Origin of the sequence: Neisseria musculi (assembly GCF_014297595.2) — a bacterium.
Classification (GTDB): domain Bacteria; phylum Pseudomonadota; class Gammaproteobacteria; order Burkholderiales; family Neisseriaceae; genus Neisseria; species Neisseria musculi.
Genome location: NZ_CP060414.2, coordinates 1200613 through 1215297 on the forward strand (window position 1 = coordinate 1200613; position 14685 = coordinate 1215297).

The following is a 14685-nucleotide window of genomic DNA, read 5'->3' on the forward strand; positions in this document are numbered from 1 at the left end:
TCACGCGCGAAACCATGTTTAATCTGCCCCACAGCGGCCTGCCGCTTCAAAAAACCAGCGGGATACCGCATTTCCCGCCGGATTGGTTTGACCGTTATCGATTTATCCTGCAATTGCCTGCAAGCCGCCCCGCCCATACAAACCGGCTCCAAACCGCCGCCGCGCCGTTTGCGGCAGCAGCATTGTGCCTTTGCCGCCCTATTCTGCAGCCGCGCCGTGCAAGCCAGCCTGTTTCAGACGGCCTCAGCCCCGTGCTCACGCCATGGCCGGCACGCTTTATTGCCAACGCCCGACAATGAAAACCAACATAACCGACAAACCGCCCAAAATACCTGTTTCCGTATTGGTAGTGTTGCACGACGGCAACGGTAACATATTGCTGATTGAGCGTGCCGATTGTAAAAATTTCTGGCAGTCAGTAACCGGCAGCCTGGAGCCAAATGAAACACCCCAAGCCGCAGCAATCAGAGAAGTTTTAGAAGAAACAGGAATTTATCTTTCAGACGGCCAACTGAAAAATTGGCACGAAAGCACCGAATACGAAATCTACCCCCACTGGCGCCACCGCTACCCCCCGGGGATTACACACAATACCGAACACATATTCTCCGCCGAAATAAACCGCCAAACGCCAATAAAAATCAGCCTCTGCGAGCATACCGCCTACGCATGGCTGCCGCAGGCCGAAGCCGCCGTAAAGGTTTTTTCACCCTCAAATAGAGCAGCAATTTTAAATCTGCATAAGCATTTGTTTTAATATCCGTTTTATAGGATAATTTAAGTTATGTAAATCAAGCCGCACGCATTTGTAAACGGATTTGATTATATTGAAAGTTTTCATGGCACAATATTTTACTTTATTTGAATTGGAACCCGCGTTCGACATCGACATCGAAGCATTGGAGCAAACCTACCGTTCGCTGGCCGCCCGGTTCCACCCCGACAAATATGCTTCCGCTTCCATATTCGAGCAAAAACAGGCCGTTATGATGGCTTCGGCCGTAAATGAAGCCTACCGCGTTTTAAAGAATCCCACCGAACGCGCCGCCTACCTGCTGCTGCAACACGGAATCGAAGCCGATGCGCCCGAACACACCGCTTTCGCGCCCGAATTTCTAATGCAGCAGATGCAGTGGCGTGAAACTTTGGAAGAAGCCCGAGCCTGCAGCAACTCCGCTGTCCTGGCAGAGTTGGATGGGGAAATTGCCTCCGGGCAGCTAAATCTGCAACAGCACCTGCGCACCGCTTTTTTAAAGCAAAGTTATGATGAGGCCGCCTCCTTAGTACGACAAAGCCGCTTTCTCGACAAACTGCGCCAAGAAATACAGGCCGCCTCCTGACAGGCCGTCTGAAACCACCCATAAAAACACGATAACAATCTATTCAGCACTGCAACTTTTATCCACCGCAACCCGAACCCTTTGCTCACTCACCTAACCTTTTGACAAAAGAAAAAATATGAAACGGATCAGCCTATTGATTAGCGCATTGCTGCTCACAGCCTGCCAGATTCACAGCGATGAGGGCCGCCGCAACAAAATTCTCAAATTTACCGCCAAACACCCCGTAGCGGCGCAGGCTATCGGCCTGCCCGGTGAAGATGCCGTCAATATTACCGGCAATGCCGCCCGCTTTGCCCTCAAAACCGGCCTCGACAACGAAGCCAACGGCAGCGAAGGCTTGGGAACCCAGGTTAATGCCGTTCGCCATGCGCTTTGGCAGGCAGCCATCTCCGCCCGTTTCGGCACCGAAATCGCTGAAAAAATCGGCAACGCCTACGAAGACGACACCACCATACGCGAAAACAAAACCCAATATTTCAGCCGTGCCGCAGCCGATCAGGCTGTTGATTTGCGCAACAACCGCATCGGGCGCACCATAGGTGCCGCCAACCCCGATGCCGAGATGAAAGTGTTGGTTCGCGCTGTTATCAACCACTATCAAAAAGAGGGTTTGTGGACGGCGCGCCCTGCCGCAGAAAAAGGCCGCAGCATTTGGCGCATCAGCCGCACCAAAATCAGCCGCGCCGAGCAGCAGGCCGTGTTGGAACAGATCAAAACACTTGATGAAAACGGCTTTGCACCCGAAGATCAGGCCGACACCCCCCCCCCCCCGCAAATTAACACGCTGAGCGAAAGCACCCCCGAGCACCTACCAAACGGAGCAGCCCATGAGTGAAAAAATCCGCCTGATTATCGACACCGACCCCGGCCAAGACGATGCCGCCGCCATTCTGATGGCACACGGTCTGGCCAGGCGGGGGCTGATTGATTTCCTAGCACTCACCGTTGTGGCCGGCAACGTAGGCCTGCACCACACCGCCACCAACGCCAGAATCATCTGCGACTGGGCGGGAGCAACCGATTTTCCAGTTTATGCCGGCGCAGGCAAACCCTTATTGCGGCCGCTGGTTACCGCCGAAGAAGTGCACGGCAAAACCGGGCTGGACGGCGCACAACTACACGACCCGCAATGCCCGCTGCAACCCGTTCATGCGGTTCCCTATCTCATCGACACCCTGCGCAAAGCCAAAGAAAACGGCATCACACTCTGCCCCATCGGCCCGCTCACCAATATCGCGCAGGCCATCAGCCTTGCTCCCGACATCGTGGGCGGCATCAAAAACATTGTATTGATGGGCGGCAATTATTTTGAAGCCGGCAACATCACCCCCGCTGCCGAATTCAATTTCTATGTAGATCCCCATGCCGCGCAGATTGTGCTCGAAAGCGGCGTGCCCATCACCATTTTGCCGCTCGATGTTACCCACAAAGCCTGCATCACCACCCCGCGCATGAATGCTTTGCGCAAACAGAATAACGCCAACGGCAAACGCTTGGCCGATATCCTGCAAAGCTACGAACGCTTCGACACCCAAAAATTCGGCCTTGAAGGCGGCCCGCTGCATGACCCCTGCGCCGTTGCCTGCGCCGTTTTCCCCGAACTCTTCAGCGGCAAACCCTGCCGCGTTGATGTAGAAACCCAAAGCAGCCTCACTTTAGGCGCCTGCGTGGTGGACTGGTGGGGCACCACCGGCAAACCCGCCAATGCCCGCTGGATCACCGAAGTCGATGCAGACCGCCTGTTTCGGGAATTGGCCGCCTCCATCAACGAGCTGCCCTGATTTTCAACCATATACTGAAGGCCGTCTGAAAACAGGCGCAGCGCAGTTTGTGCCGCCCAAAACTTTTTCAGACGGCTCCAAATCCAATCCAAACCTGCCGACACCATGTCCAAAAAGCCCGATGCCTTCACCCGCCTGATCAATGCCTTGAAAATCCTGCCCAATGTCGGCCCCAAATCCGCACAGCGCATGGCCTACCAACTGTTGCAGCACAGCCGCAGCGGTGCGCAGGAACTGGCAGAAGCCCTGCAACAAGCCTTAGCGCAGGTTCACCACTGTCCCCGCTGCAACACCTTTTGCGAAGGCGGGTTGTGCGGCATATGCGCCGACCCCGACCGTGACCCGCACCGGCTGATGATTGTGCATATGCCTGCCGATGTTTCCGGCATGGAAACCGCCAACTGCCACGATGGGCTCTATTTCGTGTTGATGGGGCAAGTTAATCCCGCACAAGGCATGGATTTAAACCATGTTGCACTGGACAAGCTGATACAGCGCCTGCAAAACAGCGAAGTGGAAGAAATCATCATCGCCACCAATTTCACCGCCGAAGGTGATGCCACCGCTTATGTGTTGTCGGAATTATTCAAAAACCTGCCGTATAAAATCAGCCGCCTCGCCCGCGGCATCCCTCTCGGCGGCGAGTTGGAATATGTGGATGCCGGCACGCTCGCACAGGCGGTTTACGAACGCAAAATATTGAAAGAATAGCCGCCTCGGGCAGTTTGCATCGCGCTCGCGCAAAAAAACACCGCGTTCGGCACAAACCGCTTTATCTGCCGTTAAAAATCCCATATGTTCACAACCGCAAGCCCACATTTTGCCTGATTGATTCAGACGGCCTGCCAAACGCAAACACCGGCCGTCTGAAAACCTGCCGCCAGATACACCATGAGCCTGATTACCATACTCCGCCCCGCCGCCCCGCACGACTGCGAACATATCTACAACGCCCACCGTTATTCCGTGCAATACACCTGCACCCGCAGCTACAACAACCGCGTGCTTGAAGCCTGGAGCCGGCTGCTCAGCCCCGAGGGCTATCTCGACACCATGGGCAATGCCGACAAAGCCTTATGGGTGGTGGAATACCGCGGCCACATCCAAGGCTTTTTCCAACTCGATTTCAAAGAAGCGCAGCTTGATGCACTTTATGTCCACCCCTTCGTACACAACCACGGCCTGGGCACGGCTCTGCTGCAACGCGCCGAAGGGCTGGCCGCCGCCGAAGGGCTGAGCTTTATCAAACTCTACGCCTCGCTCAATTCAGTGGCGTTTTATAAGCTCAACGGCTACGAATCGCTCGGTGCCGCCGTTTTGCCGCTCAACCGCCAGGTAACGGTTGAATGCGAATTGATGCGCAAATATCTCTAGGGTGTTTCCGCCTCTGGGTTCTCTCCAACCAAAACCATACATAATCCCTCAGCCGCCGTTTTCCCCGAATCCGGCAGCTTTTGGCACAACCGTGCAGGCCGCAGATAATGCCGGCGCAATCTTGAGAAAACCGGGCTGTTTGCATTATTTGCACTTTTTATACCGGCCACTTTATTTTCCACACAAAATCAACGATTTCATGTTTTTTTATCATACCAAAAAAACCACGCGGCCTGCCTTCGGGCATTTTTGAATACCGCCAACCCCTGTTATTTCCATTACTGCATTGCCAAACCCAAATCCCGAGACAACGGTTCGGCAAACCAAGCGGCAGCAGAGATAGTTCTGCGGCCGCTTTCTGCCCGTTGCCGAAAATAAAGGGAAATAATGGCTCAAACCTCAAACGGGGTATCAGGGAAAATAAACGATGTCAGCAACGCCGGGATTTTCTGCGGGATTTTCTGCAGGATAGCGGCCGCATTTTCCTAACCACAGCTTAACGCCTGCCGGTAGGCCGTCTGAAGCGGCGTGATTTTTTCCAACCGCGCCTTATCGATGGCTTGGGCGGTTTGCTGCGGATTATCCGCACAGGCCGCAGCAATGGCGGCGGTGTCGGTTTCGTTGGCGGCAGCCAGCAGCGCCAGCCAGTGCGCACGCTGCGGATAGGGTTCGTTTTCGCGGTGCAGACGGCCTTGCGCATCGGCCAAGCACACGTTTAAGGCCGTCTGAAAACGCCCCGGGCGGCGGAACGCATCGGCTTTTTTCAAGGTTTCCAACACGGTTTTCGGCCTCAACTCGCCCACGCTGTGAAACATGATGTGCCAACGACACACCAATTCGGCCAGTTCGGCGCAGGCCTTCGGCACTTTGAGGTGGGCATTGACGGCACGCACGGGTTCTACACCGGCAATATCGTGGCCGTAGTGTTTGGGCAGAATATGCGCCGGCGTACGCGCCTTGCCCAAATCGTGCAGCAGCGCGGCGTAACGCTCGGGCAGGGTCAGCCCCATATCAGCAGCGCGCTGCAGCACCATCAGCGTGTGGATGCCGCTGTCGATTTCGGGGTGGTAATCGGCGCGCTGCGGCACGCCGAACAGCGCGTCCACTTCGGGCAGCAACACTTCCAACACGCCGCATTCGTGCAAAATTTCCACCATACGGCGCGGCTGCGTCTCCATCAGTCCTTTGGCCAACTCCTGCCACACCCGTTCGGCCACCAGCGCGCCGGCCTCGCCGTTTTCTACCATCTGTTTCATCAGCGTCATGGTTTCGGGCGCAACCTCGAAGCCGTAGCGGGCGGCAAAGCGGGCGGTGCGCAAAATCCGTACCGGGTCTTCGGCGAAGGCGGGCGAAACATGGCGCAGGATTTTATCGCGCAAATCCTGCCGTCCGCCGAAAGGGTCGATAATCCGGCCGTCTGAATCTTGCGCCATCGCATTGACGGTTAAATCGCGCCGCTGCAAATCCTGCTCGAGCGTTACGCTTTTGTCGGCATAAAAGGCAAAGCCCGCGTAGCCTTTGGCGGTTTTGCGCTCGGTGCGCGCCAGCGCGTATTCTTCGTGGGTTTCGGGGTGCAGAAACACGGGGAAATCCCTGCCCACCGGCCGGAAGCCGTGCCCGGTCATGGTTTCGGCATCCGCGCCCACCACCACCCAGTCACGGTCGGTAACGGGCAGCCCCAGCAAAGCATCGCGGACTGCGCCGCCGACAAGGTAAATCTGCATAATCAGGCCGTCTGAAAAAATAAACGCGATTGTACCGCAAAAGAAAACCGCAACGCTGCCGCGCCGTGCGGCGGGTGCCGTCTGAAGATTCGGTTTTTGTTTTATTGTTTCCTGCATCAAGCAGCAGGCTGCGAAATGTGCGGAGCCGACTCTCTCCAATCGGCTGGCAAAACCGTTTTTTTAACCTCGGGCCCAACAAGGCCGTAACGGAAATCAAGGGAATCTATACCCTGCAGCCAGCCGCCCCACCCTGCTTTTTTCAGACGGCCTGCGGGCAAACCCTGTATAGCGGAAACCTTATTTCTGCCACGGCGTTGCTGCGCCTTAGCTCAAAGAGAACGACTCTGTAAGCCGCTAAAGCGGCAACAGAAGCGGTTCCGTACTTGTACTGTCTGCGGCTTGCTGCCTGGTGCAAAAATAAGTTTTTCCGCTATATAATGCCGTCTCTAATCTTCAGCAGAAGCAGAATTATGGCCAATCAGCGACTTATCTACGGTTTCCATGCCTTGAACGTCCGTTTGTGGCAAAACCCCAAAAGCATCACCGGGCTTTATATACAGGAAGGCCGGCAAGATGCGCGCACGCGCGAAGTGCTGGAAAAAGCGGCTGCCGAAAACGTGCCGGTGCATTTTGCCGATGCCGCGCGGTTGGCGGCCATTGCCAAAGGCGCGCGCCATCAGGGAGTGGCCGGCTTTATCGATGCTTCTAAAAACCACGTTCATTTGGAAGATGTTTTGGAAAACCTGCGCGAGCCGGCACTGCTCTTGGTGTTGGACGGCATCACCGACCCGCACAATCTCGGTGCCTGCCTGCGCACCGCCGATGCCATGGGCGTGCACGCCGTGATTGCGCCGAAAGACAAAAGCGCGGGGCTGAACGCCACCGTGAGCAAAGTGGCCTGCGGTGCCGCCGAAACCGTTCCCTATATCACCGTTACCAATCTCGCCCGCACCCTGCGCGAGCTGAAGGAATACGGCATCTGGGTAATCGGCACCGATATGGGGGGCGAAACCGACCTGTATCACGCCAAGCTGCCCGAAAGCATCGCTTGGGTGATGGGCAGCGAAGGCGCGGGTATGCGCCGTCTCACCCGCGAGCATTGCGACATGCTGGTTTCCGTGCCGATGTTCGGCACGGTGGAAAGCATGAATGTGTCGGTAACGGCGGGCATGGTATTGGGCGAAACCCGCCGGCAGCGGATGTTAAACGCCGGATAACGGATAAATATCATGCTTGGTGCCAAAAACAGGCTGCTTATTGCCTTAGTGTATGCCCTTTCCCCGTTGGCAACCGCTTTTATCGTTTCGGTATCGGCGGCTCCGGAGCCGGTGTGGTTCATTATGGCGTATGCTGTTTTGCTGTTTTCGATACCTGCCTTTATCGTGGGCTGGATTCAGACGGCCGTATTGCATCGAAGCCGTTTGTTCAGAATGGCTGTGTCGGGTGTCAGCGCGTTTGCATTGTGTTTGGTTTTTTCTGTTTGCTTTAACCCCCTTGAATCAGGGCAGTCTTTTACAGACTCGTTTGGGGATCTGGGACGGCCGCCTTTGCCGCATCTATATTTGGGCATTTACGGCGTATTGACTGCCTGGCTGCTGGACTTTCTGATTACCGCCGCTTTAAACAGAAAGGCCGTCTGAAAACGCCCGGCCCAAACCGTTTCAGACGGCCTTTTACCGCTCAGGCAGCAAACATTGAATTTCTGCCGGCTGCCTTTATTATTCATTCAACTGAAACAACAAAGGGGCAAACCCATGATATATTGGCTTATCGCTGCGGCATTGGTGCTGATTCTCGAGCTGTTTGCCGGCACGGTTTACCTACTGGTGGTCAGCGCCGCACTGTTCGGCGCGGGCTTGGCGGCTTTGCTGTTTGACAATCACGCCGTCAGCACCACAACCGCCGCTGTGTTGGCTACAGCCGGCATCGTTTGGGTAAACCGCCGGCTGAAAAGCCGCCGCAAAACCGGCAACGGCGAAACCGCGCTCGATGATTTGGATGTCGGCCAAACCGTTCACATCAACCGCCGTCTGCACGGCAACAGGTATGAAGTGCACTACCGTGGCGCCGTTTGGCAGGCCGAGGCCGCCAACGCGCTGGCCGTTTCCCAGCCGCAAACCGCCGTCATCACCGGCAAAAACGGCAATGTTCTCCTGATTCACCTGCATTAACTCCACTCAACCCGAAGGAAAAACCATGGACTTCAGCCCTTTTCTCAGCTTTCCCATTCTGCTTTTTATCGCCGTTATCGTGTTCGGTTTCAAGGCGTTTGTGGTGGTGCCGCAGCAGGAAGCCTATGTGGTCGAGCGGCTGGGGCGTTTTCACAAAGTGCTCACGCCCGGCCTCAACATTCTGATACCGTTTATCGACCGTGTGGCCTACCGCCACACCCTGAAAGAAATCCCGCTCGATGTGCCCAGCCAAGTGTGCATCACCCGCGACAACACCCAGCTCACGGTGGACGGCATTATTTACTTTCAGGTAACCGACCCCAAACTCGCTTCATACGGCTCCAGCAATTATATTTCCGCCATCACCCAATTGGCGCAAACCACGCTGCGCTCGGTTATCGGCCGCATGGAGCTCGACCGCACCTTTGAAGAGCGGGACGAAATCAACAGCACGGTGGTGGCCGCGCTCGATGAAGCCGCCGTATCGTGGGGTGTGAAAGTGTTGCGCTACGAAATCAAAGATTTGGTGCCGCCGCAGGAAATTTTGCGCGCCATGCAGGCGCAAATTACCGCCGAACGCGAAAAACGCGCCCGCATCGCCGAGTCGGAAGGCCGCAAAATCGAGCAGATTAATCTCGCCAGCGGCCAGCGTGAAGCAGAAATCCAACAGTCCGAAGGCGAGATGCAGGCCGCCATCAACGAATCAAACGGCCAGAAAATCGCCCAAATCAACCGCGCACAAGGCGAAGCCGAAGCCCTGCGGCTGGTGGCCGAAGCCAATGCCGATGCCATCCGCGCCGTGGCCGAAGCCCTGCAAAATCCCGGCGGCAGCGAAGCCGTGAACCTGAAAGTGGCCGAACAATATGTGGAAGCCTTCGGCAAACTGGCCAAAGAAAACAACACCCTGATTATGCCCGCCAACATCGCCGACATCGGCAGCCTGGTAGCCGCCGGTTTAAAAATCGTTGAAGGCAATAAAACAGCGGCCAAATAAAAATACGCCGACCGCAGCCGCCTGCATAGATAAGCATGTTTCCGACAGCAAACCGCAGGCGGCACCATAATGCAAAACCGACTCTGCCGCTTTGGCGGCTCTGTTTGATGGGAGTGTCCGATAAAAACAAACGCGGCAGTCTGCGGGCGGCGGAAATAGGGCTGCCCGGCTGCAACCGTGAGCGTGCCGGTCCACCTTGTGCCGCTCTTCTGTCTGCCCCGCCGTTTCGTGCGTATTTTACGGACTGTTGCCCGACAAGACGGGGCTGTGCCGCATCAGTTTGCATTGAGCCTGCTATAAAAAACGCACCCTTAAGCCCGGGCAAAACACCGCAGCAGGCAAGTATCCGCGATAAAGAAAAACAGGCCGTCTGAAACGTTTCAGACGGCCTGTTTTTCTTATAAACCCGGCAAGCCCGTTATTTGTTGGCTGACAATTGATCGACCATGCGGCCGTCTGCAAAATATTTTTTCATGATTTCCTCCCAAGTGCCGAACACATCATCGGGCTTAAACGTTTCGATATCGGGAAAATCAGCTTGATGCTTTGCCAACACCGCAGTATTGCTCGGGCGCAGATAGAGTTTGGCCGCCAGCTCCTGCGCCGGTACGCTCCATAAATAGCCCAAGTATTCCCCTACCGCCACGCGGGTGCCTTTTTTCTCCGCCACGCCGTCCACCACCGCCACAGGGCTTTCCGAAAGAATGGTATAGCGCGGATACACGATTTCAAACTGCTCGGGCGCCAACACACGGCTCACATGGTTGGCTTCGTTTTCAAAGGTAATCAGCACATCGCCGATATTGCGCTGTGTGAACGTGGTTGTAGCCGCGCGGCCGCCGTTTTCAAACACAGGAGCGTTTTTCAGCAGCTTGGCAGCAAACTCTTTGGCTTTGACTTTGGCTTCGTTACCGTTATTGTATTGGCTTTCAGCCCATAGCCGAATGCACCGAGAAAGGCATAACGGCCGTTGCCGGTGGTTTTCGGGTTGGCAATCACGATTTGCAGATTGTCTTTGGCCAAATCCGCCCAATCGCGCACCTGTTTAGGGTTGCCTTTGCGCACAAGAAAAACCGTGGTACTGGTAAACGGCACGGCATTATCGGGCAAACGGCTGCGCCAACCTGCCTTCACCAGCCCTTTTTTCTCTAAAAGCTCGATATCCGAAGTTTGGTTCATGGTTACCACATCAGCCTGCAAACCTTTGGCCACTGCCAAAGCCTGTTTGCTCGAACCGCCGTGCGACTGCTGCACGCTGATTTCCCCGCCCGGATGCCGGGCTTAATATTCTTTGATAAACAGAGGGTTGTATTCCTTATAAAAATCACGCGCCACATCGTAAGACACATTCAGCAACTTGATGCCGTTACCGGCAGCGTTTTGCCCCCCCCCCCGCAGCCGATGCAGCATACTGCCCTTCGGTTTCCGGAGAGCAGGCCGACAAAGCCAAAACAATGCCAAACAAAGCAGAGAAAGAGAACAAACGGGTTGCGACCATGATGATTGAGATAAAAAATGGAAACATGGCAAACTGTAATACAAGCCGTCGGAAAAAGAAAGAATAACTCACTGGTCACGAAGCCTTTACCCACCAGCAATCCAACCCGACCGAATACATAACTGACATCCAGCCGGCGGTCAGATTCTTTTATTTACAGCATACCACTTTCAGCGGCAAAACCATCGACCAGTATTTCGACACTTCCACCACAGGCATAAGTTTAAAGCAGCCGACATCGCAGACCGTCTAGAAAGCCGAACAGCAACGACTTAATGGTATATCGAAAGCGAGCTGTGGAAAAAATGCTTCAAGCGCTACGACAGCCCCCCAATGCCTTCTTCTACACCAAACCACCTTATTGGCAGTTTGCAGGTTACAACCGCACGTTTGATTGGGCACAGCAAGGACTGCAGGCCGATGCGATAGTATACACCAGCGACAAAATCATACTATCCATCAACGAACTACCCGATAATCCAGGATCTATTCAAAGACTTCAGCATCACTGCCTTGAGCCTATATCAAAGCCGCACGGATAAAAGTAACAACGTTGGACTTTTATCTTAATTCAGTGGTTGTAGATGGGGGATCACCACTAGTCTCTGCGTTTTATCACGGCTGAAGGTATATTTGCATTCTTTTTGTCATGTGCGACAAGCGGAAGAGTATGACTGAAAAAATAAAAAATCATGACAAAACGCACGTTAGCTTACACAAATTTTTCCGATGGAATTCAGTCATTGAAAGCGGCAGTTGAGATTCTGGCAAAGCCGGCACGCCCACGGGGATTTGAACCTTGGTTACTGCTGTGAAAGGGCTGCTCTAACCGCTAAGCGATATGCGGGTACATAAACCGTGACGTACCCGGAGCAACCGAATGCTTGATTCTTTGGCTCGTAACCAAATACTTTATCCAATTGAGCTAAAGCTTCGCTGCCCCGTGTTGACCGTGAATCAAGAATGCGGATATGGAAACGTGTTTTTGCTTGGCCTTTTTCTAAAAAAGTTTTATTTTTTGATTTGGCTCTAGACTAGCAGAATAGCTCTGTTAGCCTAGAAAAATGAAATATAACACTAAGTTAAGTGACTACAGCTCAAAAAATTATCAAGCATTTTTGTGTCGGTATAGAAGCCTCAAAACCGCTTTGCCGACAGGCTTCAACCGCAATACCATCAACCACCGGTATCGCATGTTCAGGCACGAAATATACCGCTGCCAAAGCGGGCAAAAAGACCTGTTATACGGCAGCATAGAGGTTGATGAAAGCTATTTGTAGCGCGGTTTCCATGGCAAGTCAAAGCGTGGCAGAGGAACGCTTAAACAACCCGTCTTTGGTATTTTCGAAAGAGACGGCAGGGTTTATACCGAAATCGTTTCTGATTGTAAAAAGCAAACACTTCAAGCTGTTATATTGGGAAAGGTCTCTCTGGAGGGTGTTGTTTATTCTGATAGCCGGCGCGGTTACAGCGGCCTGGTCGATGCGGGCTACTCTAAACATTTGCGCGTTAATCACGGACAAAATGAGTTTGCAGATGGTACCGGGCACATCAATGGTATTGAAAGCTTCCGGAGTTTTACCAAACGAAGGCCCGCCAAATTCAACGGCGTAACCAAAAACTTTGATTTGCACCTGAAGGAATGCGGATGGCGATGGAACCGAAACTCTGATGAACTGAGTCACCAACTTTGGGGGCTTTTAAAGTAAATTTATATAAAGCTGCTAGTCTAGAGCCTTTAAATTTTGTGAAGCGCTCAGGCCGTCTGAAAATATTAATAGAAAATATTTTCAGACGGCCTGAGCGTTGATTTTGCTATCGCTGTGCCAAACTGTATGCATTGAAAATAATGAACCGGCCCGGCTTGGGTTTAGAACGGGATGTCATCATCAATATCGTCCACCGGTGCGGCAGGCGCAGCAGGCGCTTGGCGGCGGGGTGCAGCGGGCGGTGTGTTTTGGGCTTCCTGCTGGTAAACGGGAGCGTTTTGGTAATTCTGCTGTTGGGTCGCCGGCTGCGGATAAGCGCCTTGGGCTTCACCGCCGTATTCCGCCGTGCCGCTGCTGCGCGAACCGAGCATTTTCATTTCGTTGCCGATGATCTCGTATGCGGTACGCTCGATGCCGTCTTTGCCCATGTATTTGCGGCTTTGAATGCGGCCTTCGATATAAACCGAGCTGCCTTTGCGCAGATACTGGCCGGCTACTTCTGCCAAACGGCGGTAAAGTGTGATGTTGTGCCATTCGGTGCGCTCTTGGCGTTGGCCGCTTTGACGGTCGTTCCACACTTCGCTGGTGGCGATGCTGAAATTGCAAACGGGCTCGCCGTTGGGCATATAGCGTACTTCGGGGTCGCGGCCGAGATTGCCGATAAGGATAACTTTGTTTAACGATGACATCAATTTGCTCCTGAAATAATTTGTTCGGCGGCATTTTGGTCGAAACCTTTTTGCAATGCCTTGATAAAAACGGTTTTTTTGTCGGCACTGAAGCTGACGGCCTCTACGCCTTCCAATGCGGTTAAGGCAGAGTGTAATTGCTCCGCTCTGCCGCGCCAAGTTTCCGGTACCGAAAAATTGAGGTTTTTAACCGGTTTGGGGGCGGGTGAGCACACGGCAACGGCCAGCCACAACAAAATCAGGCCGCTGCAAAAAGCGAACACGCCGTTGAAACCGTAGTGTTGGAGCAACACGCCGCCGGCCGCTCCGCCGGCAAACAGGCCGACCGACTGCATGGTGTTGTACACCCCCATAGCGGTGCCTTTTAAATCGGAAGGGGCGATTTTCGACACCATTGAAGGCAGGCTGGCTTCCAGCACATTAAAGCCGATAAAATACACAGCCAGTGAAACAGCTGCCGCCCAAACGGAATCCTGCACAATCAGCAGGCCGGCCTGGGCAGCGGCAATGCAGACAATGCCGCACACAAATACTGCTTTGAGTTTGTTGCGGGTTTCGCCGACAATAATCAGCGGCACCATCAGCACCAATCCGGCCAGTGTTGCCGGCAGATAGATTTGCCAATGTTGCTCTTTCAGCAGCCCGAGTGCCACCAGGGCAAACGGTAATGCGGTAAACAGGGCCATTTGCGCAGCATGCAGGGCAAAAATGCCGAAGTTGAGCGCAAGCAGCCGGCCGTCTTTCAATACTTCGCCCAAACGCGAAGGCTGCGCCTGGGCATCTTCGTGCAGTTTCGATGCTGAGGGGTTGGGGGTGATGCAGGCCACCACGGCGATGCCGGCAAGGCTGAGCACGCCGGTTAGGGCAAACAGTCCGTCTACACCTATACGTGCGGCCAGCAGCGGTGCCAGCACAAGGCCGGCCGAGAAAGTCAGCCCGATACTCAGCCCGATGACGGCCATCGCGCGGGTGCGCACTTCATCGCGGGTAAGGTCGGCCAACAGGGCGGTAACCGCCGCGCTCACGGCACCCGCCCCCTGCACCGCCCGTGCCAGCACCAGCATCTCAAGCGTGTCGGCAGCCGCAGCCATAAAACTGCCGGCGGCAAACACAATCAGACCGAAATAAATTACCTTTTTACGGCCGAATTTATCGGAAGCCATGCCCAACGGCAATTGCAACACCGCCTGCGTCAAACCGTATATGCCCATCGCCATGCCGACCAGCGCTTTGTTGTTTTCCGCGCCGGGCAAAGTGGCGGCATAAAGCGCCAATACGGGCAGCACCAAAAACATGCCGAGCATACGCAGCGCATACACGCCTGCCAGCGATACGCCCGCGCGCCACTCATGCGGATACATCTGTGTGCGGTTTTCTGTTGCCATAATTCGGTTAAGTGTTT

General features: G+C 54.4%; 14 protein-coding genes and 2 pseudogenes. 12 read left to right on the plus strand and 4 right to left on the minus strand.

Annotated elements, in window-relative coordinates; all coding sequences use genetic code 11:
- Positions 1-14: 14 nt before the first annotated feature.
- From H7A79_RS06360 to H7A79_RS06390, 7 genes are all read left to right on the plus strand, one after another.
- Entirely contained in the window at positions 15-299 is a 285-nt protein-coding gene (locus H7A79_RS06360) for a hypothetical protein (protein WP_187001423.1), read from the plus strand.
- Entirely contained in the window at positions 296-757 is a 462-nt protein-coding gene (gene nudB / locus H7A79_RS06365; protein WP_135034553.1) for a dihydroneopterin triphosphate diphosphatase, read from the plus strand. The genes H7A79_RS06360 and nudB overlap by 4 nt, the downstream gene beginning before the upstream one ends.
- A gap of 82 nt (positions 758-839) precedes the next feature.
- Positions 840-1340 (plus strand): Fe-S protein assembly co-chaperone HscB, encoded by a 501-nt coding sequence (gene hscB / locus H7A79_RS06370; protein WP_187001642.1) that lies wholly within the window; start codon positions 840-842, stop codon positions 1338-1340.
- Positions 1341-1458: 118 nt separating this feature from the next.
- Positions 1459-2178 (plus strand): DUF6973 domain-containing protein, encoded by a 720-nt coding sequence (locus H7A79_RS06375; RefSeq protein WP_353663634.1) that lies wholly within the window; start codon positions 1459-1461, stop codon positions 2176-2178.
- Positions 2171-3124: a nucleoside hydrolase gene (locus H7A79_RS06380; protein ID WP_135034551.1), complete on the plus strand. Its 954-nt coding sequence runs from the start codon at positions 2171-2173 to the stop codon at positions 3122-3124. The genes H7A79_RS06375 and H7A79_RS06380 overlap by 8 nt, the downstream gene beginning before the upstream one ends.
- A gap of 105 nt (positions 3125-3229) precedes the next feature.
- On the plus strand, positions 3230-3835 hold the full coding sequence (recR, locus tag H7A79_RS06385) for a recombination mediator RecR (protein WP_135034568.1): 606 nt from the start codon (positions 3230-3232) through the stop codon (positions 3833-3835).
- 180 nt (positions 3836-4015) lie between these two features.
- Positions 4016-4498: a GNAT family N-acetyltransferase gene (locus H7A79_RS06390; RefSeq protein ID WP_135034550.1), complete on the plus strand. Its 483-nt coding sequence runs from the start codon at positions 4016-4018 to the stop codon at positions 4496-4498.
- Between the two features lie 485 nt (positions 4499-4983).
- On the opposite strand, the gene H7A79_RS06395 is transcribed toward H7A79_RS06390, so the two are convergent.
- Positions 4984-6222, minus strand: coding sequence for a multifunctional CCA addition/repair protein (locus H7A79_RS06395; protein WP_187001643.1), 1239 nt, complete (start codon positions 6220-6222; stop codon positions 4984-4986).
- A 470-nt stretch (positions 6223-6692) separates the two neighbouring features.
- Between H7A79_RS06395 and rlmB the strand changes: the two genes are divergently transcribed.
- From rlmB to H7A79_RS06415, 4 genes are all read left to right on the plus strand, one after another.
- Positions 6693-7439, plus strand: coding sequence for a 23S rRNA (guanosine(2251)-2'-O)-methyltransferase RlmB (rlmB, locus tag H7A79_RS06400; protein ID WP_187001425.1), 747 nt, complete (start codon positions 6693-6695; stop codon positions 7437-7439).
- A 12-nt stretch (positions 7440-7451) separates the two neighbouring features.
- A complete protein-coding gene (locus tag H7A79_RS06405; RefSeq protein WP_187001426.1) occupies positions 7452-7862 on the plus strand; it encodes a hypothetical protein in 411 nt (136 codons plus the stop codon).
- 114 nt (positions 7863-7976) lie between these two features.
- On the plus strand, positions 7977-8393 hold the full coding sequence (locus H7A79_RS06410; protein ID WP_187001427.1) for an NfeD family protein: 417 nt from the start codon (positions 7977-7979) through the stop codon (positions 8391-8393).
- A 25-nt stretch (positions 8394-8418) separates the two neighbouring features.
- Positions 8419-9387 (plus strand): SPFH domain-containing protein, encoded by a 969-nt coding sequence (locus H7A79_RS06415; protein ID WP_135034547.1) that lies wholly within the window; start codon positions 8419-8421, stop codon positions 9385-9387.
- A gap of 418 nt (positions 9388-9805) precedes the next feature.
- On the opposite strand, the pseudogene H7A79_RS06420 reads toward H7A79_RS06415, so the two are convergent.
- Positions 9806-10797, minus strand: a pseudogene (locus H7A79_RS06420) (sulfate ABC transporter substrate-binding protein).
- Positions 10798-11949: 1152 nt separating this feature from the next.
- Here H7A79_RS06420 and H7A79_RS06425 point away from each other — a divergent pair.
- Positions 11950-12594: pseudogene (locus tag H7A79_RS06425) on the plus strand (IS1595 family transposase).
- Between the two features lie 161 nt (positions 12595-12755).
- On the opposite strand, the gene H7A79_RS06430 reads toward H7A79_RS06425, so the two are convergent.
- Together H7A79_RS06430 and H7A79_RS06435 are read right to left on the minus strand one after the other, a co-directional pair.
- The gene (locus H7A79_RS06430; protein WP_135034546.1) at positions 12756-13283 is read right to left on the minus strand and encodes a single-stranded DNA-binding protein; all 528 of its coding nucleotides are present in this window, start codon (positions 13281-13283) and stop codon (positions 12756-12758) included.
- On the minus strand, positions 13283-14668 hold the full coding sequence (locus H7A79_RS06435; RefSeq protein WP_187001428.1) for an MFS transporter: 1386 nt from the start codon (positions 14666-14668) through the stop codon (positions 13283-13285). Before H7A79_RS06435 ends, H7A79_RS06430 begins: the two co-directional genes overlap by 1 nt.
- Positions 14669-14685 lie beyond the last annotated feature (17 nt).

Bases quoted from the DNA above. Each gene is read 5' to 3' on its own strand.
- H7A79_RS06360 (WP_187001423.1), top strand. From the start codon at position 15: ATGTTTAATCTGCCCCACAGCGGCCTGCCGCTTCAAAAAACCAGCGGG.
- H7A79_RS06415 (WP_135034547.1), top strand. From the start codon at position 8,419: ATGGACTTCAGCCCTTTTCTCAGCTTTCCCATTCTGCTTTTTATCGCC.
- H7A79_RS06390 (WP_135034550.1), top strand. From the start codon at position 4,016: ATGAGCCTGATTACCATACTCCGCCCCGCCGCCCCGCACGACTGCGAA.
- recR (WP_135034568.1), top strand. From the start codon at position 3,230: ATGTCCAAAAAGCCCGATGCCTTCACCCGCCTGATCAATGCCTTGAAA.
- H7A79_RS06395 (WP_187001643.1), bottom strand. From the start codon at position 6,222: ATGCAGATTTACCTTGTCGGCGGCGCAGTCCGCGATGCTTTGCTGGGG.
- rlmB (WP_187001425.1), top strand. From the start codon at position 6,693: ATGGCCAATCAGCGACTTATCTACGGTTTCCATGCCTTGAACGTCCGT.
- H7A79_RS06405 (WP_187001426.1), top strand. From the start codon at position 7,452: ATGCTTGGTGCCAAAAACAGGCTGCTTATTGCCTTAGTGTATGCCCTT.
- H7A79_RS06435 (WP_187001428.1), bottom strand. From the start codon at position 14,668: ATGGCAACAGAAAACCGCACACAGATGTATCCGCATGAGTGGCGCGCG.
- H7A79_RS06430 (WP_135034546.1), bottom strand. From the start codon at position 13,283: ATGTCATCGTTAAACAAAGTTATCCTTATCGGCAATCTCGGCCGCGAC.
- hscB (WP_187001642.1), top strand. From the start codon at position 840: ATGGCACAATATTTTACTTTATTTGAATTGGAACCCGCGTTCGACATC.
- H7A79_RS06410 (WP_187001427.1), top strand. From the start codon at position 7,977: ATGATATATTGGCTTATCGCTGCGGCATTGGTGCTGATTCTCGAGCTG.
- H7A79_RS06380 (WP_135034551.1), top strand. From the start codon at position 2,171: ATGAGTGAAAAAATCCGCCTGATTATCGACACCGACCCCGGCCAAGAC.
- H7A79_RS06375 (WP_353663634.1), top strand. From the start codon at position 1,459: ATGAAACGGATCAGCCTATTGATTAGCGCATTGCTGCTCACAGCCTGC.
- nudB (WP_135034553.1), top strand. From the start codon at position 296: ATGAAAACCAACATAACCGACAAACCGCCCAAAATACCTGTTTCCGTA.